We start from the raw sequence: 22,490 nt of genomic DNA, 5'->3' as shown, positions 1-22,490 counted from the left end.
TCGAGGAAATGAGTGATCGAACCGGAGGGAGGTTTCGACGTGGCACCTGTGACCATCGCCATCGATGGACCTGCTGGCGCCGGGAAGAGCACGGTTGCGAAGCGGGTCGCGGAGCGGCTGAATCTGATGTATGTCGACACAGGCGCCATGTATCGGGCTGTCGCGTATCTCTGCGCGCAAGAGGGGATTGATGTCAACTCTGAGTGCGCTGTGGAAGCCGTTCTCGACGCTCACCGTGTGTCGTTTGAAGAGGGGGAGGATCGGACGCTGCAGGTGCTGATCGATGGCGTCAACGTGACGTCCCGACTTCGCGCCCCGGAGGTCAGCGCGTTGGTCTCCACCGTCGCGGCGCACCCTCGCGTGCGACAGCTGTTGACCGAGTGGCAGCGCGCGTTCGCCGAGCGCCATTCCGTTGTGATGGACGGACGAGACATCGGGACGGTGGTCCTACCTCACGCCACCGTGAAGGTGTTTCTCACAGCTGCGCCGGAGGAACGAGCGCGCAGGCGCCAGGAAGAGTACAGGCGCATGGGCTATGAGGTGCCGCTTGACGAGATGGTGAAAAACGTCATCGAGCGGGATCGCAAGGATTCCGAACGCGCGGTCGCCCCGCTTCGCATGGCCGAGGACGCTGTGCGGATCGATTCCACGGACAAGAGCATTGATTCCGTGGTCGACGAGATCGTGCAGCTGGTGGAGAATGCGCATGTCCGGTGAATCCAGCGATTTGCCCCGTACGCTCTTTTACCGCTTCGCGCGGGCCGTCGTCACTGCGTTTTTTCGCACGTGTTTTCGCGTTCGGGTGGAGGGCTTGGAGCGGCTCCCGCGTCAGGGAGGCGTGATCCTTGCGTCGAATCACCTTTCGAATTTCGATCCTCCGCTTCTAGGGATTCTGGTCCCGCGATACATACGTTTCATGGGCAAGGCCGAACTGTTTCGCATCCCCGTGCTTCGGCGCATGTTCCTTTCACTTGGGGGGTTTCCCATCGAGCGTGGCCGCGTGGACCGGCGCGCGATCCGCACGGCGATCGAAGTTCTGCAAGGCGGAACTTGCCTTGTCATGTTCCCTGAAGGGCACCGGTCGCGAACGGGCAAACTCGGGCCGCTGCAGCCCGGAATCGCGTCCATCGCCAGAAAAGCGGGCGCGATCATTCAGCCTGTGGGTATCCGGGGGCGGTACCGTATGTTCGGGCGCATCGAGGTGAGGTTCGGAGATCCCATCGACGTGCGGGAATGGTCGGATGAGGAGATCATGCGAAATCTCCGAGACCAGCTGCTTCTGCTGACCGGTCAGGAGGAATCGCGCTGAGGGGCGAGCGTTTTCCTTGAGGAGCACGACTGTGTTACAGTAGGCGTATGAAAAGTTGGTGCCGCAATTCCAAAACTGCGTTTGCGGCTTGTCCAATTTGGTATGCTATAGGTAACCTTTGTGGAAGGTCAACGTGGGCTTGGCGTCGCTATGGCGCATGCGAAGAAACGCCGACTCCTGTCGCGCGTTGCCATCATAAAGTGACCAATGAAACGGGAGGCCATTGACATGTCAGAGGATTTGCGTGAAATGTTGACCGATGCGGCGGTTCGCGAGGGGGACGTGGTGACCGGCGAAGTGACCGCCGTGGACGATCACGGGGTGACCGTCGCGCTGCCTCACGGTTATGAGGGGCATATATCGCCGCAGGAACTGTCGGCGGTGCCGGGAACGCATCCGAGTGATGTCGTGAGCGTGGGCAGCACGGTGACGGCGCAAGTGCTGAAGGTCGACATGGAATCCGGCCATGTGACGCTTTCAAAGCGGCGCGCTGAACAGGCGTCTGCGTGGGAGCGCATGCAGCAATTGCTGGAGAGCGGAGAACCCATCGAGGTGGAGATTCGAGACGTCGTCAAGGGCGGTCTGGTGGCGGATGTCGGCGTCCGCGCGTTTATCCCGGCATCTTTGGTGGATCGCCATTTCGTCGAGAACCTCGAGCAATTTAAGGGACAGAAGCTCCGCGCCAAGGTGATTGAGGTCGATCCGCAGAAGAACAAGCTGATTCTCTCTCGGCGCGCGGTGTTGGAGGAAGAGAGCGAGGCGCGGGCGCGGAAGCTGTTCGAGGAGTTGAAGCCGGGCGACGTCATCGAGGGAACGGTGCAGCGGCTGACCGATTTCGGGGCGTTTGTCGATGTAGGGGGCGCCGACGGGCTGGTGCACATCTCCGAATTGTCGTTTTCCCACGTCAACCATCCATCCGAGGTGGTGCGCGAGGGCGATCGCGTCAAGGTCCGCGTGCTCCGCGTTGACCCTGAGGCCGGTCGGATTTCGCTGTCCATTAAAGCGGCGCTGCCGGAGCCTTGGGAGACCTATGCCCACGAGTTTCAACCTGGGGATGTCGTCCAGGGCGTGGTGCGCCGGGTGGTGGACTTCGGTGCGTTTGTCGAGCTTCGCCCTGGGTTGGAGGGGCTGGTTCACGTGTCTCAGATCTCGAACGAGCACGTCGATAAGCCGTCCGACGTCCTTCAGCCTGGACAAGAGGTCACGGTCCGCGTGCTGAGCGTGGATCCGGAGCGCAAGCGCATCTCGCTGTCCATGCGGGATTCATCTCAGCCGCGAGGCGGGCAAGGGCGAGGGGGCCGGCGAGATCGCAGGCCGACTGAGCCTCGCAACGAAGGCGCCTCTGGGCCAACGCTCGGCGATCTGTTTGGCGATTTGTTCAAGTGACATCCGTTTGATACGAGACCCCGCCTGGAAGGGCGGGGTTTTCTCTCGCTGAGGCTCGTGGCATTGTGGAATCTCCGTGTGAGGCGTAGGGGCGTTGTGGCGTGCAGCATGCGCTGATATGGATTGTCCCGGCGGCGATTTGGCTCTCGCTTTGGCCGCCTTCTTCCATCGCGCCTCGCTGGGTGGTCAGGGCCGCCATCGTAGGATGCCTGACGGCTTGGCTGTTCAGGTGGCTCATTCCGGAATGGGTGCCGCCGACCGTCTGGCTCGCCGTGTCCGCCTACGAGATCGTGGGCATGTCTCGTGTGAGATGGACTCGCGCAGGTGGGGCCGCGTTGGCGGCCATCGCCGCGATGGTGGTGTGGCCGAGAATGGCTCCGTTTGCGGATTGGGGGGGTATCCCGCCGGAGGTGTGGGCGGCCGCGATGGTCGGCGCTGCGGCTTCTATCCTCTCGCCGGCGCCGGCCACTCGGGCGCTTGCAAGCGTGGGGCTCGTGTTGGCCGGATGGGTGCTCGGGCGAGACGCGTTGCAAATGGCCACCGTGTTTGTCTTTGCCGCAGCGTTCGAGCTATGGCGAACGCTGGCAGGCGCTCGGGGGTGGCGCGGATCGGGCGAGGAGGCGGGCCATTGACGTTCTTTGCGAATTCCGGGATAATGGGCTGCCGACCTTGCGCGCTTGCGGACAGAGAAGATCGGAGGTGATAAGATCATGGCTTTGCCTGTGGTGGCGATTGTGGGGCGTGCAAATGTGGGGAAGTCGACACTCTTCAATCGACTGGTCGGTCGGCGAGTGTCCATTGTCGAGGACACGCCCGGCGTGACAAGGGATCGGATCTACGGAAAAAGCGAGTGGAACGGCGTGCCGTTTCGCGTGATCGACACCGGCGGCATTGAGATGGATGAAGAAGACGAGATGGGAAACCTCATCCGCGTGCAGGCGCAGATCGCCATTGACGAAGCGGACGTCATTTTGTTTGTCGTGGACGGGCGTCAGGGCGTGACGCAGGCGGACGAACACGTGGCCCAGGTGTTGCGCCGAGCCCACAAACCCGTTGTGCTCGGCGTCAACAAGCTCGATCACGTCGAACAGCACGCGCTGAGCTACGAATTTTACCGACTCGGCTTTGGAGAGCCGATACCGTTTTCGGCCGAGCACGGACAGGGCACAGGCGATTTGTTGGACGCCGTCGTCGCTGCACTTCCGAAGGCGAGCGAAGAGGATGAGGACGAAGACGCCATTCGCATCGCGTTCATCGGGAGGCCCAACGTCGGCAAGTCGAGCTTGGTGAACCGGTTGCTCGGCGAGGAGCGCGTGATGGTCAGCCCGGTGGCGGGAACGACTCGGGACGCCGTTGACACGCCGCTCGAGCGCGACGGCCAGACATATATGCTGGTGGACACCGCGGGCATGCGGCGAAAAGGAAAAGTGTATGAGCGCATCGAAAAATACAGCGTGTTGAGGGCGCTTCGAGCCCTGGACAGGGCGGATGTCGCCTTTGTGGTCCTCGACGCGCAGACCGGGATCGTGGAGCAGGATAAGCGCGTCGCGGGCTACGCGCTGGACGCCGGGTGTGCCATCGCGTTTGTCGTGAACAAATGGGACGCCATTGAGAAGGATGACAAAACCGCGCATCGATTCGAGGAGAAGATCAGGGACGAATTCCCCTTTCTCCGGTTTGCGCCGGTGATCTTCGTCTCCGCGCTCACGGGGCAGCGAGTGAGCCGGCTGCTGGATGTGGCCAAGGAAATTGCGGAATATCACGCGATGCGCGTGCCGACCTCAACGTTGAACCGCGTCCTCGCGGATGCGCAGGTGTCCGTTTCCCCGCCGTCGAAGGGCGGGCGGAGGCTCAGAATCTATTACGGCACCCAGGTCAGCGTGAAACCGCCCACGTTTGTGATTTTTGTCAATGACACGGAGCTGAGTCACTTCTCGTACGAGCGTTACCTTGAGAATCAACTTCGAGAAGCGTTTGGCTTTCGAGGAACACCGATTCGCATCGTGCTGCGGGCGCGTGACGAAGCGGAGTCGGGCTCGTCCTGAAGCCTGCGAGGGAGCGTTGGTGAATGGCTTGGTCTGGTGTGTTGTCGATGATCATCGCGTATTTCATAGGCTCCATCTCGACGAGCACGCTGGTGGTCCGCTGGGTCAGCGGCCGCGACATTCGCTCCGAAGGGAGCGGAAACGCGGGCGCCACCAACACCATGCGCACCATCGGGCTCAAATGGGGCGTTTTGGTGCTTCTGTTCGATGGGCTTAAAGGTGCCATTGCGCTGTGGATCGCGCACGCCATGGCGCCCCACGCGATGTGGGCGCTGGCTCTGTCCGCCGTGGCCGTGGTAGTTGGGCACAATTGGCCCGTGTTTTTTGGGTTTCGCGGCGGGAAGGGCATTGCGACGACCATCGGCGTGTTGTTGTGGCTCGCGCCGCTTTCCGCCGTGATCGCCGGGCTGGTCTGCCTGGCCGTGATCGCCGTCACGCGCTATGTATCGCTCGGCTCGCTCGTGTTCGTGTGCCTGGTTCCCATTCTCATTGCGGTGTTTCGGTTCGAGGGATGGACCTTTGCCGCCAGCGTGGTGCTCGCTCTACTCGCCGTGTACCGACATCGGTCGAATATTCATCGGCTGTTGCACGGCACGGAGCGGCGGATTTTCGACCGGACAAGCGAGGGTGTGCGATGAAAGCGTGCATCTTGGGGGCCGGCAGCTGGGGGACCGCCCTGGGTTCGGTGCTTGCGTGGAACGGCTGGGACGTGTCGATCTGGGCCCGGCGCTCGGAGGTGGCCGAAGACATCAACCTGCGCAGGCGAAACGACCGCTACCTTCCTGGTGCCGTCCTGCCCGATGGCCTGAAGGCCGTCGTCGGCGCGAGAGAAGCCCTCGCAGGAGCCAATCTCGTGGTGCTCGCCGTGCCTTCTGCAGCCGTCGCCGAGGTCCTTCCCCTGCTTCGTAAGCTGGACGATCACGTCCTGGTGGTGCATGCGGTGAAGGGCTTTGTGCGCCCGGACAATCTGCGGGTGAGTGCGTGGCTCGAAAGAGAAATTCCTGGCATCGAACGCCGCCTCGCCGTGATCTCCGGCCCATCTCACGCGGAGGAAGTGGTGCGGCAGATGCCGACGACGGTCGTCGTCGCGAGCGCGAGCAAGCGCGTGGCCGAGAGCGCGCAGGACGCCTTCATGACCGATCGGTTTCGCGTATACACGCAGGCGGACGTGATCGGCGTGGAGCTCGGCGGCGCCCTGAAGAATATCATCGCGCTCGGCGCGGGGCTGGCCGAAGGACTGGGGCTCGGAGATAACACGAGGGCTGCGCTCATGACGCGCGGACTCGCCGAGATCACGCGCTTGGGCGTCGCGCTCGGCGCGTCGCCGCTCACGTTTTCAGGCCTCGCCGGGATAGGCGATCTCATTGTCACTTGCACGAGCGAGCACAGCCGCAACCATCGAGCGGGTCGCTTGTTGGCGAAGGGGCTTCCTTTGTCGGAGGTTCTCGATGCCATCGGCATGGCGGTCGAAGGCGTGAACGTGACGTTCGCCGCCGAGCAGCTCGCCCGCGACTGCGGCGTGGAAATGCCGATCACGCACGCTATCGCGCGGGTGCTGACGGGCGACATCTCGCCGAGCGAGGGCATCGAGTTGCTCATGACGCGAGACAAGAATCACGAGATGGAGGTCGTCGGCGTCCAACCGCTGACCGCGGAGTTTCGACTGCCTTGACCTGGGCATGGCGGCGGTGCGGGTGATCTGGTACACTACCCTCGGTGAGCCGTGGAGGGAGGCCTGTTCGTGAACATTCCTGAGGGACTCAAGTATTCGCGCGAACACGAATGGGTGCGGGTCGACGGATCGCGCGCCTACATCGGGATCACGGATTATGCGCAGGACGAGCTGGGCGACATCGTCTACGTGGAGTTGCCCGAGGTCGGCGCCGAGCTCAAAGCCGGGGAGACCTTCGGCACGGTGGAGTCCGTGAAGACGGTCTCCGACCTGTACGCGCCGGTCAGCGGACGCGTCGTGGAAGTCAACGAGGCGCTCGCCAGCGCGCCGGAGAAGGTCAACGAGTCGCCGTACGAGGAAGCCTGGATGATCGTCGTGGAGATGGCGGATCCCTCGGAGCTCGAGGCGCTCTTGGACGCCGAGGCGTACCGTCAACACATTCAGGGCTGATGTTCCTCGGGATCCGCGCCTTCGCGGGCGTGGATCCCTTGTCCTCGCCGCTTCTCCCCTTGTGATGGTTCTACCTCGATTCTCTCTCCCGTATACATAGTGGCGTCAGGGACGAGGCGCTCTGCTTCGCGAAGCATACCGGCCTTTGCGCCGCATATATTGGCTACTGTCCATCGATTGCGTGACGGTCTACGTGGATTGTCGGTGGGCCGGGGCGAGGCATGCGTTCATGCTGTCCACGCCGGTCATCTCGAGGAGGGAGAATCGTGGAAAAATTCGACGTCTTTCAAGACATTGCGGAGCGGACGGGGGGCGATATATACCTCGGCGTGGTCGGCCCCGTGCGCACTGGCAAGTCAACGTTCATCAAAAAGTTTATGGAACTCATTGTCATCCCCAACATTCAGGACGAGGCCGATCGCGCCCGGGCCATTGACGAGCTTCCCCAGAGTGCCGCGGGGCGCACCATTATGACGACAGAACCCAAGTTCATCCCGAATCAAGCGGTCCAGGTGCACGTCGCGGAAGGACTCGATGTGAACGTCCGGATCGTGGACTGCGTCGGCTATGCGGTCGAGGGCGCACGCGGTTACGAGGATGAGAACGGGCCGCGGATGGTCACGACGCCGTGGTTTGACGATCCCGTCCCCTTTCAAGAGGCGGCTGAGATTGGCACGCGCAAGGTGATCGCCGACCACTCGACCATCGGGATCGTCGTCACAACCGACGGATCCGTAGCCGAAATTCCGCGCGAAAATTACGTTGCCGCCGAGGAGCGCGTGGTGGCCGAACTGAAGGAACTCGGCAAGCCGTTTGTCATGATCGTCAACTCGGTCACGCCCGATCATCCGCGCGTGCTCCAACTGCGGGAGGAGCTCGCCGCGAAGTACGACGTGCCGGTCCTGGCTCTCTCCTGTGCCACGTTGACGACGCACGAGATCTACTATGTGCTTCGCGAGGCGCTGTACGAGTTCCCGGTCAAGGAGGTCAACGTCAACCTGCCGAACTGGGTCATGGTGCTCGACCCAGATCACTGGCTGCGCCAACAGTTTGAAGAGGCCGTCCGCGAGACCATCCGGGACATCCGCCGCGTGCGCGACATCGATCGCGTCGTCGCCCAGTTCGCGCAGTACTCGTTCGTCTCGTCCTGCGGGCTTGCCCACATGGACATGGGCCACGGGATCGCCGTGATCGAGCTCGACGCGCCGGACGAACTGTACGACCAGGTGCTGACGGAGATCGTCGGCGTCCAGATCACGGGCCGCGATCAGCTGCTGAAGATGATGAAAGAGTTCACCTACGCCAAGCGGGAGTACGACAAGGTGGCCGATGCGCTGCGCATGGTGAAGCTGACGGGCTATGGCATCGCGCCTCCTGCGCTCGAGGAGATGACGCTCGACGAACCGGAGCTCATCAAACAGGGATCTCGCTTCGGTGTCCGACTCAAGGCCACGGCGCCGTCGATTCACATGATCCGCGTGGACGTGGAGAGCGAGTTCGCGCCGATTGTCGGAACGGAGAAGCAGTCCGAGGAGCTCGTGCGGTATCTGATGCAGGACTTTGAGAAGGATCCGCTGAAGATCTGGGAGAGCGACATTTTCGGCAAGTCGCTGGCCGCGATCGTCCGAGAGGGCATCTCGGCAAAGCTGTCGCTCATGCCGGAGAGCGCTCAGTTCAAGCTGAAGGAGACCTTGCAGCGCATCATCAACGAGGGCAGCGGCGGTCTCATCGCAATCATCCTGTGAACGCGTTTGAATCTACCCGCCCGTTCCACGCGATCGGGCGGGTTTTGCCGTGTTTCAAGGTCAGGCATGAAGGAGAACACGTCCCCATAGAGATGTAGAGGACGCAGGTCCGACGAAGTGGAAAGGGAGCGTGGACAAGCCGTGAAAGCAGCGAGAATGGTGGGATTTCGCGAGCCGCTCGTCATCGAGCGCGTGCCGGATCCGACACCCGGGCCGGAGGACGCCGTGATCCGGGTGGAGGCGAGCGGCATCTGTCGGAGCGACTGGCATGGATGGATGGGGGACTGGACCTGGCTCGGGCTTTCGCCGCAGTTGCCCATCACCCCCGGTCACGAATTCGGTGGCGAGATCGTCGCATTGGGGCGGGAGGTGCGAGACTTTCAAATCGGCGACAAGGTGACGGTGCCGTTTCACTACGCCTGCGGACACTGTGAACACTGCCACGCGGGCGTGCCGAACCGGTGTGATCACGTCGGCATCTACGGCTTCAGTTGGGACGGCAGCTTCGCGGAATATGTGGTCGTTCGAAACGCGAATATGAACCTGATTCGCCTGCCGGAAGGCGTCGACGCCCTTACGGCAGCCGCCGTAGGGTGCCGGTTTATGACCGGGTATCACGGCGTGATGCGGGGAGGCGTGAGGCCCGGACAGTGGGTGGCGGTGCACGGCGCAGGTGGCGTGGGCCTCTCGGCCATTCAGACGGCGTACGCCGTGGGCGCGCGCGTGATTGCGGTCGATGTGGACGACGAGAAGCTGGCCAAAGCGCGCGAGGAAGGCGCGTGTGAGGTTGTGAACGCAAAAAACCAGCCCGTGGTGGAGGCCATCCGGGAGATCACCAAGGGCGGGGCCCACGTGAGCATCGATGCGTTGGGCATTCGGGACACGGTCCTGAACTCCGTATTGAGCCTTCGCAAGGGAGGCAGGCACGTGCAGATTGGTCTCACCACGTCCCAAGAGGGTGGGTTTGTGCCGCTTCCCATGGATCTCATCACGAGTTGCGAGATTGAGGTCGTGGGGAGCCTCGGCATTCCGCACCCGGACTACGCGGGGCTCCTCGCGTTGGTTGCCGAAGGTCGCCTGAGGCCGAGAAACCTGGTGGAGCGAGAGGTCCGACTCGAAGATGTCAACGAGGTGTTCGACAAAATGACGCGGTTTGAAACCAGAGGTTTCAACATGATCACGGCGTTCTGATTCGACGGCGATGGCGCGGCTCAGGGATAGGCCGCGCCATCGCCACTTGGATGACGCGTGCCGATGCGCGTTCCAACGCCCTGCACAAAGGCCCCATGGCACTTGCACAAACCGGATACGCGTGTTACAATCATCAACGGCTTCACGAAAAGAGCGAAGAACGTCGGGATGTGGCGCAGCCTGGTAGCGCGCTACCTTGGGGAGGTAGAGGTCACGGGTTCAAATCCCGTCATTCCGACCAGCGACCAGCGTGTTGAACGCTGGTCTTCGTATTTTAGGCGGATTCGAAGGAGGCTGCGGCCTTGGCTGACACGCCCTACAGCAGACGCGGTTTCACCACGCCGAGAAATTGGACAAGAGCGAAGTCATGATCGCGCAGTTCACAGAGCACACCTCGGCCATCAAAATCCGAGGGAAGGCGGTCATCTACACCAGGTACGGGATCGTGCGGACCGACGAGGACGCGTGAGCGTCCACCATTTATGATATACTATCCGCAGCATACGAGGGTCGGCCCGTTCGAAGGAGATGACACCGGCTTGACGGACGCTCGGGAGGCAATGTTTCAACGCGTCGCGCGTTGCGCCAAGGCGCATATGGATCACGAATACTTGGCCAAGCGGAAGGTCCGCCAGGCGGTGAGTCCATTTCATTTCGATCTCGGTTATGCCATCCTGCAATCGGCTGCGGTGCCCGACGTCGAGGCAGAGCGGGTGCTCACCGCCGTGCTCCTGCTGGAGCAAGGGCTTTCCATTCACGACGAGATCGACGAGTGGGGCGCGGCGGAACAAGGGCTCGTGGTGTTGGCCGGGGATTACGACAGCAGCAAATACTACTTGATCCTCGCTGAGCTCGGAGATCGCCGGCTCATGCATGAGTTGTGCGAGGCGGTCGTGCGGATCAACGAGGCGAAGATGGACCTGCTGATGGCGTCGCCGCTGTCGCTGGACGTGTATGTGGAGCGCATGTCGACCATCGAGGCGGAGCTGTTGCGCGCCCTGGTGCGCCATTATCACCCAGATCCGGGGCCGTGGATGGCAAAGGTGGAGGAGGCGGTGCGCCATCACGTCCTGGCCGGCGGGGCGAAGGTCCGCGTGTTCACGCGCGGCACAGCTTCTTCCCGGCCACGCGAAGGAAGTGTGCTCACGCCAAAGGACCCAACCAGGCTGCGCGGGACATGGTCGGTGCTTGACTACGCCCTTCCCGAAGAGCCGCAAGGGCTTCAGGCAGCGGAAGGGAAGCGTTGAGATGCAGGGAGACAAGTCGGCTTACGTACACGACGTCTTTTCGAAGATCGCCAAGCGCTACGACGCGATGAACTCCGTGTTGAGCTTCCAGCAGCATCGGTTGTGGCGCAACTATGCGATGCGCCAGTTGCCCCTCACGCCGAAATCCCAGGTACTGGACGTGGCCGCGGGCACGGGCGCGTGGACCTTTGCCATCGCCAAGCGGCTTGGACCCGAGGGGCGAGTCATCGGGCTCGACTTCACGGAGGCCATGCTCGAGGTCGCGGAAGAGCGCCGTCAGCGGTTCACGTTTCGCGATCGCGTCCAATTTGTGCACGGCGACGCGATGAACCTCCCGTTCCCAGACAACACCTTTGACCTATGCACCATCGGCTTTGCGCTGCGCAATATGCCGAGTGCGGAAGGTTGTCTGCGCGAGATGGCCCGGGTGGTGAAGCCGGGCGGCGCGGTGGTCTCGCTCGAGCTGTCGAAGCCGGAGGCCGCGTGGTTTCGGCGGCTGTACTACTTTTACTTTTACCGCATTCTCCCGAAAATCGGCGAGCTCGTGGTGGGCGATCGAGCGCCGTACGCCTGGCTGCCCGAGTCGCTCATCGACTTTCCCGATCGGAAGGGACTCGAGGAGATGTTTCGTCGCGTGGGCTTGCGCGACGTGTGGAGCCGCCCGCTGACATTGGGTATCGCGGCCTTCCACATCGGATGGAAATGAGGAGCGGTCGGCGTGGAATTCCATGAGATCTATCTCCTGTACCGGCATGAACTCGATCGCGTCGAACGGCTGTTGGACGAGCGCGCGCACGCGGATCACGTGGATCTCGCGAAAGCGGGCCGGACGCTACTCGAGGCCGGTGGCAAGCGGATTCGCCCTCTTTTTGCGCTCATCTGCGGCCTCGGCGAGCGCGAGTGGTCTGAGGATGTCGCCAAGATCGCTGCGGCGCTTGAGATGATTCACATGGCGACCTTGGTGCACGACGACGTGATCGACCGGGCCGATCTTCGCCGAGGCAAGCCGACGGTGCGGAAGAGTTACGGCAATCTGGCCGCGATGTACACGGGCGACTACTTGTTCGCTCGCGCCATCCAACTGCTCGCCGAGGTGGACAACCTCGAAGTTCACCGGCTGATGGCGAGGGGCATTGTGCTCTTATGCGAGGGCGAGATCGAGCAGATTGAGGACTTTTACAATTGGTCGCAGGGCGTGATGACGTATCTGCGCCGCATTCACCGGAAGACGGCGCTTCTCATCTCTCTGAGCTGTCAGTTGGGCGCGATGGTGGGCGGCGCTCCCGAGCGGGAGGTCGCGGCACTGGCCCGATTCGGACACGCGGTCGGGATGGCCTTTCAGATTGTGGACGATCTGCTCGACTTCACGGGAGCGGCGGAGATCGTGGGCAAGCCCGTGGGCGGAGACCTGCGCCAGGGCAATCTGACGCTGCCGGCCTTGTTGGCGGCGTCTCGCCCGGGCTTTGGGGAGCGCCTCAGGGCCTTGGTGCGCGAGGGGATGCGCGAGGAGGAGGCCGAGGAAGCCATCCGGCTCGTCGTGGCGTCGGGAGCGCTGGCGGACGCTGAGCGCTTGGCGGAGCGATATCTCGAGAAATCGAGGCATCTGCTGCAGGCTGTGAACCGTGAAACGGTCCGCGAGCAGTTGATGGGCCTCACCTCGTTCATCATCCGGCGACAGTACTGACTTGCAATGGGCACGGAGAATTTCTTACAATAGCGCCGTCTGTGGCCTGTCCGCGGACAACAAGCATGGAGCGAGGGATGGAAGACATGGCCCGTGAACAGACGTTTGTCATGGTGAAGCCCGACGGCGTACAGCGCGGACTCGTCGGTGAAATCGTGGCGCGATTCGAGCGCAAGGGGCTGAAGCTCGTCGCCGCCAAACTCGTGCAAGTCTCGAAGGAGCTTGCGGAGGCGCACTATGCGGAGCATCGCGAGCGGCCGTTCTTCGGCGAGTTGGTTCAGTTCATCACGTCGTCGCCGGTGTTCGCCATGATCCTGGAAGGCGAGAACGCCATCGCCGTGGTGCGCGCCATGATGGGCAAGACCAACCCGGCCGAGGCGGCTCCCGGGACGATTCGCGGCGATCTCGGCCTTACCATCGGCATGAATGTCGTGCACGGTTCCGATTCGCCGGAGAGCGCGAAGCGGGAGATCGAGTTGTGGTTCCCGGAAGGTGCGCTGACGTACGAACGAACCGTGGACGCCTGGTTGGCGTAAGACGGCCCGCGCTTGTGCGCGGGTCTTTTCATCCCTCAAGAATGCACAAACTTCAGGATGGCATCGGCTTGGTCTTCCACACATGCGCGCCCCGCGCGAATGTACGCCGGCAGGCGTTCAAACGGGTGCCCCTTGACAGCGCTCAGGTCGGGTTCCAGAAGGAGCACCGAAGGCGCGTCGAGATCGTTGTCAATCGATTCTCGCAGGAGAATATCGAACGCGCGTAGAAAGACGTCGATCATGGTTTTGGGGTGAAATTCGGCTGGGAGCCTGTACAGGTTGACGGCGAGAATGCGGCGACACCCCAGTTGGCGCAGTACGGATACCGGCACGTAGTGGCGCATGGCGCCGTCCACGAGCAGGTAGGGCCCGTGCTGCACGGGAGGAAACACGCCAGGCAGCGCACAACTGCCGGCGATGGCGAGCGCCATGGCTTCGGTTCGTTCCACGGCGTCCATCCGGATCTCGTTCGGCGTGAAGACGACGGGGCGCCCAGAGACGAGGTCCGTGGCGAGCGCGAAAACCGGCATTTGGGGCCTGCGGTGCGCAAGCAGGCGCTCGATGTACTGGCGAAAACGCACGCCGCGCAACAGGCCCGGCGGAACGGGATCTCGCGCTGCGCCGATGCCCAGTCGGCTGGCCGCAAGGGCCAAGACGGACTGCATGGCGGGAAAGCCATAGTCCACGAGGCGCCAACCGGGAAACGAGCGCGCCAGTCGCTCGAGATCTTCGGCACGGTAGCCGTACGCGTACAGACATCCGACGAGCGATCCGGCGCTGGTGCCCGCGATGGCGTCCGGCCGGATTCCCAACTTATCGAGGGCCGAAAGCACGCCGACGTGCGCCGCGGCCTTCAGCGTGCCTCCCGAGAGCGCGATGCCGAGGTCCCACTTCGTGTCCGTCACGGAAACCCCTGCCTTTGTGGAGTGAGTCATGCTGGATCCCTATCTCGAATTTGTGGAGCACATTCGGCGATTGACCGGGATCGATTTGATCCATTACAAGAGGCCTCAGATGGAGCGCCGCCTCGCGCATCTTCGCGATCGTCGAGGCTTTTCGGATTTCTCATCCTACGCGGCCGCGCTCTCGCGCGACGCCTCGCTCCTAAGAGAGTTGGTCGATCGCGTCACCATTCAAGTGTCGGAATTTTTTCGGAATCCCGACCGATGGGCCGATCTCAAGGCGAAGCTTGAGGTCGTCGCGGCCTCGCCGTTTCGCGCGTGGAGCGCGGGCTGCGCGCACGGTGAAGAGCCGTACAGCCTGGCCATCATATGCGCCGAAATCGGGCTTGAAGCTGACATCTTGGCGACGGATCTCGACGAGCGGGCGCTGCAAGTGGCCGCGCGAGGCGTGTATTCGCCGCACGCCTTGACGAACGTCTCCCGGGATCGCCTGCAGCGCTTTTTCGAGCCCGCGCCGGACGGATGGCGCGTGTCGCTCGCGATCCGCCGGCGCGTCCGCTTCGAGCGGCACGATCTTCTCGCCGACCCGTATCCCCGCGATCTCGATCTCATCGTATGCCGAAATCTGCTGATCTATTTGACCGATGCCGCGAAACAGCGGATCATCGCTGGATTTTCCCAGGCGCTGAAGCCCGGAGGTCATCTGTTCGTGGGAAGCACGGAGCAGTTGGTCGGCATGGATTCGTGCGGGCTTCGCCTCGTCGCGCCCTTCCTATACCAGAAAACCGATGGGCCATGAACCCAACGTGAGCGACGTCCGTCCTTGGTGTCGAATAACGCCGCCCTTGCGTGGTCACGATACAGGTGGGAGTCCATGCGAAGGAGGCGAGAGCCATGGCGGACGAACGCGGCCACACGCCTGTGTCGGATGGCAACCAGGCGCACGGGAGCGAGGTCTACCTGGATTCGGTGTACGACGGGATTGACCGGTTGCAACAGGACGGAGGCGTCGCACCCGAGATCGCGCATGAACGGCTGGACCCGGCTGTCGTGCCGCCGCCCGACATGACGCACCGTCGCGTGGGACCCGTGTCGTGATGGGAGGCGCGGCGTCGCCGTATCGGCGGCGACCGCGTTCTGGTAAAATACGAGGCGAACACCGACAGGCGCAGCCTGTGCTTCAGGGAGACGTTCGTCTATGTCTATGGAGACTATGCAGTCTTTGACGTTGCAGGACGAGGACATTGCTCGCCTCATCATCGACGCGGACGATGTGGCTTGCGTTCATCCGCAGCACAGCGCGGAGCATGCGCTGTTGGTTTTGATTAAATCCGGCTATTCGGCCATCCCTGTCGTGACGAGCGACGGGCGGGTGGTGGGCATCATCAGCAAGACGCTCATCCTGGACAGAATTCTTGGGCTCGAGCGCATTGAGTTTGAGGCGCTCTCGACGTTCACCGTCCAGGATGTGATGCGCACCGACTTTCACCGCATCGGACGATGGGAGCCGTTTCTGCGCGCACTTCAGCTCAGCATCGACGCGCCGTTTTTGTGCGTGGAAGACGAGAGCGGCAAGTTCGTCGGGCTGCTCACGCGCCATGGCATTCTCGCTTATCTCAACGGGGTGATACGCAAGGGACGAAAACGGCCCTGAGGCGGTGAGGGATTGAGACGCGGGTGGATTCGGGCGCTTCTAGGGCTTATGGCCTTGTGGGTGGGGCAGGACGTGTACTTCCACACGTTGAATCCCGTCGCCGCGCGCGTGAGGCAGGCGGCGGCCCTGCGCATGCGCGAGAAGCACGTGCATCCGCTGAGCTACGACGAAATTCCAGCGATATTTCGCAAGGCCGTAATCGCCACCGAGGACCGGCGCTTCTGGTCCGATCCCGGCATCGATCCGATTGGGATCGCTCGAAGCGTTGTGGTGGACGTGGAGCGCGACGGTTACGTGGAAGGCGGGTCGACGCTGACGCAACAACTGGTCGACAACACCCTTCTCGGCAAGCAGAAGACGCTTCGGCGCAAGCTGCTGCAAGCGTGGTACGCCATCGGCCTGTACGACACCATGTCCAAGCAAGAGATCTTCACGCTGTATGCGAACGTGGTGTACTTTGGCCACGGCGCGTACGGGCTGTATAATGCCTGTGAGACGTATTTTGGCAAGCCGCCGTGGGATTGCAACGAGGGAGAGCTCACGCTCGTGGCGGGACTGCCGAACGCCCCGTCCGCATATGACCCGTTGACTCATTACGCCCTCGCGCGATCGCGTCAACAGGTGGTGCTCGAGAACATGGTGGACGATGGGCAGCTTTCGGCGTCCCAGGCGCAGGCCATATGGCGCGAGCCCATTGAACTTCGGGCGGATTGAAGGAGGGTTCACATGGTGGAGGTACGTCTGCCCCAACTGGGGGACAGCGTCACCAAGGCGGTCGTCACATCTTGGCTGAAGGCGGAAGGCGACCGCGTCGAGAAGGACGAACCGCTGCTTGAGGTGACGACGGACAAGGTGACCGTCGAAGTGCCTTCGGAAGTGAGCGGAGTGTTGAAGGAGATTGTCGCCAAAGCGGGCGATCACGTCCGCATGGACGATGTGCTCTGCCGGATCGAGGAAGGTTGAATTCACTCGCGCCGGCGCGGGTTCGCAAAGTACACGATCAGAACGGCAGCGACGAATGCCACGATGAACCACGCAATGAACACCATGTCGTAGCCCCCAGCGCACATCGGTTTCGCGTTGCGCACTTAATCTTGCTCGCTGGGGCGCATTTCATGCGCTCGTCGCGCCACGGAAAACAGGCCGCCCGGCGGGGCGGCCTTTCCGCATGTCAGCAGGTTGCGGCGGCGCCGTACGCGGGCACCAACAGGAAGAACAGCACGAAGATGATCAGAAACACGACGGCCCACTGCGTGTAGCTACCAAACACGCCGTACATATCAGCCACCTCCTCTTCGCGGTTCTGGCATATCCTACGCCACTTGAGATCCGCGCGCTCAGGACACGCGCCCGAATTCAGGAAGGAGCGATGGACGCATGGATGTGGACAGCGGGCGGGAGACGCCGCTTGCCAGGCGAGGCTCGCCGCGCTTTATCGCGGATCGACCCCACCTTGTGGACGACGCCGAAGCCGCGCTTAGGCTCGGCAAGCATGTGTTGCTGCGCGGTCCCACTGGAAGCGGCAAGACGCGCCTCGCCGAGGCGCTTGCGGAGCGACTTGGCCTCGAGATGGAGTCCGTGAACTGCTCGGTCGATCTCGACCTCGAGGCCCTTCTGGGCTATCGCACGCTCGGCATCGCCGAAGGCAGAACCGTGGTCGAATACGTCGAAGGCCCCGTGGTTCGCGCCATGCGGCTCGGCCGCATGCTGTACATCGACGAGCTGAACGTCGCCCGGCCGGAGGTCCTGCCCATCTTGCACGGTGCGCTTGACCACCGGCGCCGATTGACCAATCCGCTCACCGCCGAGGTGGTGCAAGCGCACCCGAACTTCTGCGTCATTGCGGCCATCAATGAGGGGTACGCCGGTACCTCGCCCCTCAATGAAGCCCTGCTGAACCGATTCGTCGTGTTCGACGTGCCGTACGTCCAGGGCGAAGCGCTGGCGCAATTGATTCGCGAGGCCACCGCGTTAGCCGGCGCGCATCACGTCGAGCGATTCGTCCGGCTGTCGGCCGATCTCGTCCGGGCCAGCGAAGTCGGGGAACTGCCCGTCGAAGCCGCATCCATCCGCGCTCTCCTCGACGCGTGCGACCTCTCGACCCAGATGCCGCCCCTGCGGGCGGTTCGCTACGCCGTCGCCGGCAAACTCAGCGATCCGAGGGAACAGGATCTGGTCATGGAACTCGCGTCGAGCTACTTTGGCGGCGCGTAGGGAGGCGGGCGGATGTTTCGTTTCACGAGTCCGTATGAGGACGAGCCGTCGCTCTCGCTGTACACCGGCCTCGCTCGCGCCTTGTCGCGCGACGCCCGCCTGTGCTGCAGGTATGGCCGCCTCTCAAGCCTCAGCCTCGCGGCAGCTGTCATCGAGTTGCCCGATGTGGTTCGGACCGCAGGTGGCGCCGAGCGGCGGTCCCTTGAGCGCGCCGAGGTGTACCTTCGCGCTGGGGGCAGCGCGCGGTTGACCGATTTCGCGGCCCTCCTGAGCGCGCGCCGCGAGTGGGAGAGGTGCCAAGCCCCGAAGCTCGCCTGGCAGTGGCTCCTGACCGTGGAGGACGCGCGGCTCATGTTCTGGCTCTCTCGGGAGCGCCCGCGCCTTGCGAGGCTCTTCGCCAAGCGGATGGCGTTTCATCGCAGCCGCGTCCGGCGGCAGGCTGCGTGGAGATCTCGTGACGGCGGCCGGATCGACACAGCCGAGAGCGTCTACCTGGAACTGTTGGCTGAGCTTCTCGCGTTCGCGAAGGGCGCGCGCAGTGCGATCTCGGGAGACACCCATCTCGCCGCCGGATGGGCCGCGGATCGGCTGCGGGACGCGATGGCGAGAGGGCCCGTGGAAGACTTGGCCGAGATCTGGTTCGATCTCGCCTGGGAAGCCCCTCAGGGCGCCGCCGCACAGGCGGGCTCCCATCCGCCCTCGCGATCGCGCCACGCGCTTTGCCGCGGTGAGGAAGTCGATGGCGCGTCGAATCCGCGCGTGGAGATCTGGACGCGACCGCGGGATGAGGAACGCGGAGCCCTGCTCCAGGGACCGGCGAAAGCGGGCGCCCACGCGGCGCCGAGTGCGCGCGCGGGACGGTTCGGCGAAGATCACGTGGCGCATGTGGGACGAACGGTGTCCTCTCGCATGGCGGGCCCGCCGCGGCGCAGCCAGGTTCGCGGTGAACACGAGGGACATCTGGAGGCCAATGGGGCGTCGCGCGCCGAACAGGACCTGAGCCGTTTCTATTCGATTCGAGAGCGCGGCTACGTTCCTCCGACGCCTGAAGCCGAGGACTGGCTTCGATCGGTGCGCCACGCGCAGGCGCCGGATCGACGGCGTCTTCAAAGCCTCCTGGCGAAGTATCTCGAGCGCCGCCGCGCTTGGCGAGGAGGGCTGTCACGCCATGGCCGCACGCTCAAGCGGGTGGAGCGCATCGCGTTCGAGCCGTATCCGCGCGTGCTGGCCAGAAAGGACCGGCCTCTGGCCCACGACGCCGCCGTGCAGATCCTCATCGACGTCTCGGGTTCCATGGAGCCGTACCTGCCCGCGTGCAAGGAAGCCATTGTGATGCTGGGTGACGTGTTGCGCGCGCTCGGCGCGCCGTTTGGCGTCTCTGCGTACTGGGAAGACGATGCCCCGATGGGCACTTCATCCCTGGAGACGGTCATCTGGGACGTGGTGCCGTTCGAGAAGTCGCGCGATCCCGACGCGCTCGCCGCGGTTTGGGCGCTTACGCCGGAACTGGACAATCGGGACGGCGCGGCGATTCGGCACGTCGCCGCGCGCCTGGCGCGATTCGCGGAAGCGTCGAAGTGGATGCTTTTGGTGAGCGACGCGAGGCCAGCCGCCGAGGGATACGCGGGAGGCTACGAGGATACGCGACGCGCGGTTGCGGAAGCGCGCGCCCGGGGTATCCAGGTGGTGCACCTCGTCGTGGCGAGCGACGTGGATGCGGCGCTCGTGGACGCCGTGCGTTACCTGTACGGACACGCGTTCGCCATCGCGAGATCGCCCAAGGATGTGCCGCCTGCGATGGACCGCGCGCTCAAAAAGATTTTGCACGGCGCCGTCCGCGACGTCAGGTGACCGCCAGGTGCAAGACGTCCTCGACGTAGGTCGCCGAATGGTTGTACATCCAGATGGCGTAATACGGATCCGAGCTGAATCTCTCCTGATGCAGCATGTTGGCGGCCGAGTAGATGGCGTCCTCCACGTTGTGGATGTCCGCAACCTTGTGACCTGGAGCAGGTACCCCGAAGATGGCGAACGTCGACGGCATAAACTGCATCGGTCCGATGGCGCCGGCGTAAGATTCGATGTCTCCGTCCGTGCTGAAATCCGTCTCGACTTTGTGGATGGCGGCGAGCACGGTCCAGGGAATATCGTACTTCGCGCCGGCGGCCTTGTAGACAGGGATGAGCCAGGGCGGCGCTTCGCGCAACAGCACGCTTTGCGCCTGCGATCCGCCGAAGGCGCTCGAAGGCTCAATGACGAGCCGTTCGCCGGGGTAGATGGCCGTTTGGGTCAGGTGGTTCGCGCTGCAGATGGCGGAGACAGAGACGCCAAAGATATTCGAGATCTCCCAAAGCGAGTCCCCCGGTTGAACGGTGTAGGTCAGGCTCGGCACGAGGGACGAGGAACTCGCTTCCGGCGACTTCGGCAACGCGAACGGCCGGTGCGCGCCCGCGGGCAGGCGCAATACCTGGCCAACGTGAAGAACCGTGGAGCGAAGGTGGTTATACTGCACCAGTTCGGCCACGGTTGTGTGATGGGATTCGGCGATGGTCCACAGGCATTCCCCTGCGCGGACGCAAAGGAGCGTCGTTCGGACGGGCTTGGCCGCCATCGCGCTCGCGGCCGCGTGGTGCATCTCCGCCTGAGCGGCCAGGGCGGTCTCCGGCCGATGCACAAGTTTCACGTCGATCGCGTCCATGTGAGAGGGTCCGTCCGAACGCGCCCGGTTCGCTGCCCATTCGACCCGAGGCAAAAGGGATAGACTCGACGCTCGCTGGAACGGGGTGCGCGCGTCGGCTACGGGCGCCGTGGCGGCCGGCGCCGGGTTCGCTCGGTCGCTTGTCCAAAGTCCCAGCGCAGCGACAAACGCGAGCGCGCCAGCTAGGATGGCCTGCCAACGACGGAACATTCGCATCTCCCCTTTGACCAAATCTTGCAACCCGTTTATGGAGAGATGTACGCGCCCGCGCGGACAAGTATGACAAGCTAGTCGGATCGATGACTCCATTCGACGGCTTCGAGCAACAGCCCGGCGAACCGCTCCGCGTCGAGCGGGCAGAATTCCATTTGCACATCGTGGTCCGGTCCGAGGATTTGAATGATATAATCGCACCCGTGAGCGCAGGGCGGCGTATGCCAAACCGCGGCTTCGCGACCAACCACTCGGAAGGTGTAAGGTACGGTGGACATGCGCAAAGCACCTCTTTTTCGGGCAAACGAGCCCATATTCGTTATGGCCCGTTCTCGCACGGCGCAAACGCCGCATAGGGCGAGGTCGCGCCGAGAAAGTTAAAATGAGGTGAGTTGGCATGCGCACCCTGGATAAGTTGCTGTATGCAGCGGTACTCGGCGGTCTCGTCGCCATCGGCGTGGCGTACGTGTACTTCTCCGTGCGCCACCTCGGCCTGTGACGTGTAGGGGGTGGGAACGGTTGTTGGAGGAATACGTGGTGCCGAGCGATCTCGCGGGCCGGCGCTTGTCGGCCGTGCTGAGCGGGCGGCTCGGCATGTCCCGCAGGATGCTCCGGCGCATCATTCAGGCGGGGGGATTTTATGTGAACGGCGAGCCGGTGTACCTCTCCGTGACCGTGCAGGACGGCGATCGCGTCACGTGGGAGCGGCCCGAGGAAGAGGTCGCCGTCGAACCCGAGAATATCCCGCTGGAGATCTGTTACGAAGACGATGACGTGATCGTCGTCAACAAGCCGGCGGGAATGTTGACGCATCCGTCTCCGCACGAGCGCCGCGGTTCGCTTTTGGCCGCTGCCGCGCACTATCTTCGCGATCGCGGCGGTGTGCCACACGCCGTCCACCGGCTGGACAAGTACACGTCGGGCGCGGTCCTCATCGCCAAACACGCGCACGCGCACCATCAGTTGGATCGCGCCCTTCGCCAAGGGCTCGTCGACAGGCGTTACGTGGCCATCGTGTACGCGCCGGAGGGCTGTGAAACGGGGCGGTGGCTCACCTTCGTGGACGGGTTAGCGCCGAATCCGCACCGCCCTTCGCGACGCATCGTCGTGCCCCCCGACCGCGGCGATCGCGCGGTCACCCACGCGCTTCCGCTGGTGCAGGCTGGGCCGCTCGCGCTGGTGGCGCTCGTCCTCGAAACAGGCCGGACCCATCAGATTCGGGCTCAGATGGCCTTCCACGGCATGCCCCTCGTGGGCGATCGCGATTACACGTATGCGCTCGCCAACCGGCGCGATCCGCTGGGGCAAGCTTCGTTTTACGAAAAGGCGTTCGGCCGCCAGGCGCTTCATGCCTACGCGCTCTCGTGGCCGCGCGTCGAGGACCGCGCCATGTGCAAAGTTCGCGCGCGCGTCGCCGACGACATGCGCGAGCTTTGGCAAACCGTCGCCGGGCGGGATGACATCGAAGCGTGGTGCGACGAGGCGCAGGATGTCGAACCGCCGGGCGATCCCATCTACGGGCCCATGGACGCCTGAGCGGGGGC

26 protein-coding genes, 1 tRNA gene and 1 pseudogene are annotated in these 22,490 nt (G+C 63.4%); 24 read left to right on the top strand and 4 right to left on the bottom strand.

Annotated features, from left to right (window positions below; translation table 11 throughout):
• Positions 1–39 precede the first annotated feature (39 nt).
• The 16 genes and pseudogenes from cmk to ndk all read left to right on the top strand — a co-directional run bounded on the left by cmk (position 40) and on the right by ndk (position 13,265).
• Positions 40–717 carry a (d)CMP kinase gene (cmk, locus tag AACI_RS08390; RefSeq protein ID WP_041708120.1) on the top strand — a complete coding sequence of 226 codons (678 nt, stop codon included), beginning with the start codon at positions 40–42 and terminating at the stop codon, positions 715–717.
• A complete protein-coding gene (locus tag AACI_RS08385) occupies positions 707–1,309 on the top strand; it encodes a lysophospholipid acyltransferase family protein (protein ID WP_012811015.1) in 603 nt (200 codons plus the stop codon). Before cmk ends, AACI_RS08385 begins: the two co-directional genes overlap by 11 nt.
• Before the next feature lie 228 nt (positions 1,310–1,537).
• On the top strand, positions 1,538–2,695 hold the full coding sequence (gene rpsA / locus AACI_RS08380) for a 30S ribosomal protein S1 (protein WP_012811014.1): 1,158 nt from the start codon (positions 1,538–1,540) through the stop codon (positions 2,693–2,695).
• Between the two features lie 101 nt (positions 2,696–2,796).
• Positions 2,797–3,327 (top strand): hypothetical protein, encoded by a 531-nt coding sequence (locus tag AACI_RS08375; RefSeq protein WP_012811013.1) that lies wholly within the window; start codon positions 2,797–2,799, stop codon positions 3,325–3,327.
• Positions 3,328–3,405: 78 nt separating this feature from the next.
• Positions 3,406–4,740, top strand: a complete 1,335-nt coding sequence (gene der, locus AACI_RS08370; protein ID WP_012811012.1) for a ribosome biogenesis GTPase Der — start codon at positions 3,406–3,408, stop codon at positions 4,738–4,740.
• Between the two features lie 23 nt (positions 4,741–4,763).
• The gene (plsY, locus tag AACI_RS08365) at positions 4,764–5,378 is read left to right on the top strand and encodes a glycerol-3-phosphate 1-O-acyltransferase PlsY (protein WP_012811011.1); all 615 of its coding nucleotides are present in this window, start codon (positions 4,764–4,766) and stop codon (positions 5,376–5,378) included.
• Positions 5,375–6,412 (top strand): NAD(P)H-dependent glycerol-3-phosphate dehydrogenase, encoded by a 1,038-nt coding sequence (locus tag AACI_RS08360; RefSeq protein ID WP_012811010.1) that lies wholly within the window; start codon positions 5,375–5,377, stop codon positions 6,410–6,412. The genes plsY and AACI_RS08360 overlap by 4 nt, the downstream gene beginning before the upstream one ends.
• Positions 6,413–6,481: 69 nt before the next feature.
• Positions 6,482–6,862 carry a glycine cleavage system protein GcvH gene (gene gcvH / locus AACI_RS08355; RefSeq protein WP_012811009.1) on the top strand — a complete coding sequence of 127 codons (381 nt, stop codon included), beginning with the start codon at positions 6,482–6,484 and terminating at the stop codon, positions 6,860–6,862.
• Between the two features lie 266 nt (positions 6,863–7,128).
• A complete protein-coding gene (spoIVA, locus tag AACI_RS08350; RefSeq protein WP_008341042.1) occupies positions 7,129–8,607 on the top strand; it encodes a stage IV sporulation protein A in 1,479 nt (492 codons plus the stop codon).
• 141 nt (positions 8,608–8,748) lie between these two features.
• A complete protein-coding gene (locus AACI_RS08345) occupies positions 8,749–9,798 on the top strand; it encodes a zinc-dependent alcohol dehydrogenase family protein (protein ID WP_041707445.1) in 1,050 nt (349 codons plus the stop codon).
• A 164-nt stretch (positions 9,799–9,962) separates the two neighbouring features.
• Positions 9,963–10,039: transfer RNA gene (locus tag AACI_RS08340), tRNA-Pro, on the top strand.
• 81 nt (positions 10,040–10,120) lie between these two features.
• A pseudogene (gene mtrB, locus AACI_RS08335) lies at positions 10,121–10,267 on the top strand (trp RNA-binding attenuation protein MtrB); the annotation flags it as partial.
• Between the two features lie 127 nt (positions 10,268–10,394).
• A complete protein-coding gene (locus AACI_RS08330; RefSeq protein WP_245530492.1) occupies positions 10,395–11,045 on the top strand; it encodes a heptaprenyl diphosphate synthase component 1 in 651 nt (216 codons plus the stop codon).
• Between the two features lies 1 nt (position 11,046).
• Positions 11,047–11,751, top strand: a complete 705-nt coding sequence (locus AACI_RS08325) for a demethylmenaquinone methyltransferase (RefSeq protein ID WP_012811005.1) — start codon at positions 11,047–11,049, stop codon at positions 11,749–11,751.
• Positions 11,752–11,763: 12 nt separating this feature from the next.
• Complete coding sequence (locus AACI_RS08320; protein ID WP_012811004.1) at positions 11,764–12,729, top strand: polyprenyl synthetase family protein; 966 nt, start codon at positions 11,764–11,766, stop codon at positions 12,727–12,729.
• Between the two features lie 77 nt (positions 12,730–12,806).
• Complete coding sequence (gene ndk / locus AACI_RS08315; protein WP_008341035.1) at positions 12,807–13,265, top strand: nucleoside-diphosphate kinase; 459 nt, start codon at positions 12,807–12,809, stop codon at positions 13,263–13,265.
• Between the two features lie 35 nt (positions 13,266–13,300).
• Here ndk and AACI_RS08310 read toward each other — a convergent pair whose 3' ends face one another.
• Entirely contained in the window at positions 13,301–14,170 is an 870-nt protein-coding gene (locus AACI_RS08310) for a patatin-like phospholipase family protein (RefSeq protein WP_012811003.1), read from the bottom strand.
• Between the two features lie 28 nt (positions 14,171–14,198).
• Between AACI_RS08310 and AACI_RS08305 the strand changes: the two genes are divergently transcribed.
• The 5 genes from AACI_RS08305 (at position 14,199) to AACI_RS08285 (ending at position 16,784) form a co-directional block, all read left to right on the top strand.
• Positions 14,199–14,966 carry a CheR family methyltransferase gene (locus AACI_RS08305; RefSeq protein WP_012811002.1) on the top strand — a complete coding sequence of 256 codons (768 nt, stop codon included), beginning with the start codon at positions 14,199–14,201 and terminating at the stop codon, positions 14,964–14,966.
• Between the two features lie 95 nt (positions 14,967–15,061).
• Positions 15,062–15,265: a hypothetical protein gene (locus AACI_RS08300; RefSeq protein ID WP_008341032.1), complete on the top strand. Its 204-nt coding sequence runs from the start codon at positions 15,062–15,064 to the stop codon at positions 15,263–15,265.
• Between the two features lie 100 nt (positions 15,266–15,365).
• On the top strand, positions 15,366–15,821 hold the full coding sequence (cbpB, locus tag AACI_RS08295) for a cyclic-di-AMP-binding protein CbpB (RefSeq protein WP_012811001.1): 456 nt from the start codon (positions 15,366–15,368) through the stop codon (positions 15,819–15,821).
• Positions 15,822–15,833: 12 nt separating this feature from the next.
• On the top strand, positions 15,834–16,535 hold the full coding sequence (locus AACI_RS08290; RefSeq protein WP_012811000.1) for a biosynthetic peptidoglycan transglycosylase: 702 nt from the start codon (positions 15,834–15,836) through the stop codon (positions 16,533–16,535).
• A 12-nt stretch (positions 16,536–16,547) separates the two neighbouring features.
• Complete coding sequence (locus AACI_RS08285; RefSeq protein WP_012810999.1) at positions 16,548–16,784, top strand: biotin/lipoyl-containing protein; 237 nt, start codon at positions 16,548–16,550, stop codon at positions 16,782–16,784.
• A 2-nt stretch (positions 16,785–16,786) separates the two neighbouring features.
• Here AACI_RS08285 and AACI_RS17105 read toward each other — a convergent pair whose 3' ends face one another.
• Positions 16,787–16,909, bottom strand: coding sequence for a hypothetical protein (locus AACI_RS17105; protein ID WP_280959715.1), 123 nt, complete (start codon positions 16,907–16,909; stop codon positions 16,787–16,789).
• Positions 16,910–17,198: 289 nt separating this feature from the next.
• Between AACI_RS17105 and AACI_RS08280 the strand changes: the two genes are divergently transcribed.
• Both AACI_RS08280 and AACI_RS08275 read left to right on the top strand, forming a co-directional pair.
• Positions 17,199–18,035, top strand: coding sequence for an ATP-binding protein (locus AACI_RS08280; protein ID WP_012810998.1), 837 nt, complete (start codon positions 17,199–17,201; stop codon positions 18,033–18,035).
• Positions 18,036–18,047: 12 nt separating this feature from the next.
• The gene (locus AACI_RS08275; RefSeq protein WP_012810997.1) at positions 18,048–19,886 is read left to right on the top strand and encodes a nitric oxide reductase; all 1,839 of its coding nucleotides are present in this window, start codon (positions 18,048–18,050) and stop codon (positions 19,884–19,886) included.
• On the opposite strand, the gene AACI_RS08270 is transcribed toward AACI_RS08275, so the two are convergent.
• Together AACI_RS08270 and AACI_RS08265 are read right to left on the bottom strand one after the other, a co-directional pair.
• Complete coding sequence (locus AACI_RS08270; protein ID WP_012810996.1) at positions 19,879–20,943, bottom strand: lytic transglycosylase domain-containing protein; 1,065 nt, start codon at positions 20,941–20,943, stop codon at positions 19,879–19,881. The two genes, AACI_RS08275 and AACI_RS08270, sit on opposite strands and share 8 nt — an antisense overlap.
• Positions 20,944–21,020: 77 nt before the next feature.
• A complete protein-coding gene (locus AACI_RS08265) occupies positions 21,021–21,224 on the bottom strand; it encodes a hypothetical protein (RefSeq protein ID WP_012810995.1) in 204 nt (67 codons plus the stop codon).
• A 241-nt stretch (positions 21,225–21,465) separates the two neighbouring features.
• On the opposite strand from AACI_RS08265, the gene AACI_RS08260 reads away from it, so the two are divergent.
• Positions 21,466–22,482 (top strand): RluA family pseudouridine synthase, encoded by a 1,017-nt coding sequence (locus tag AACI_RS08260; protein ID WP_245530490.1) that lies wholly within the window; start codon positions 21,466–21,468, stop codon positions 22,480–22,482.
• The last annotated feature ends 8 nt before the right edge of the window (positions 22,483–22,490 follow it).

It is taken from the genome of Alicyclobacillus acidocaldarius subsp. acidocaldarius DSM 446 (assembly GCF_000024285.1).
Taxonomy (GTDB): Bacteria; Bacillota; Bacilli; order Alicyclobacillales; family Alicyclobacillaceae; genus Alicyclobacillus; species Alicyclobacillus acidocaldarius.
Note: the sequence above shows the minus strand (reverse complement) of the source record. Positions and strands in the feature narration are given on the sequence as shown.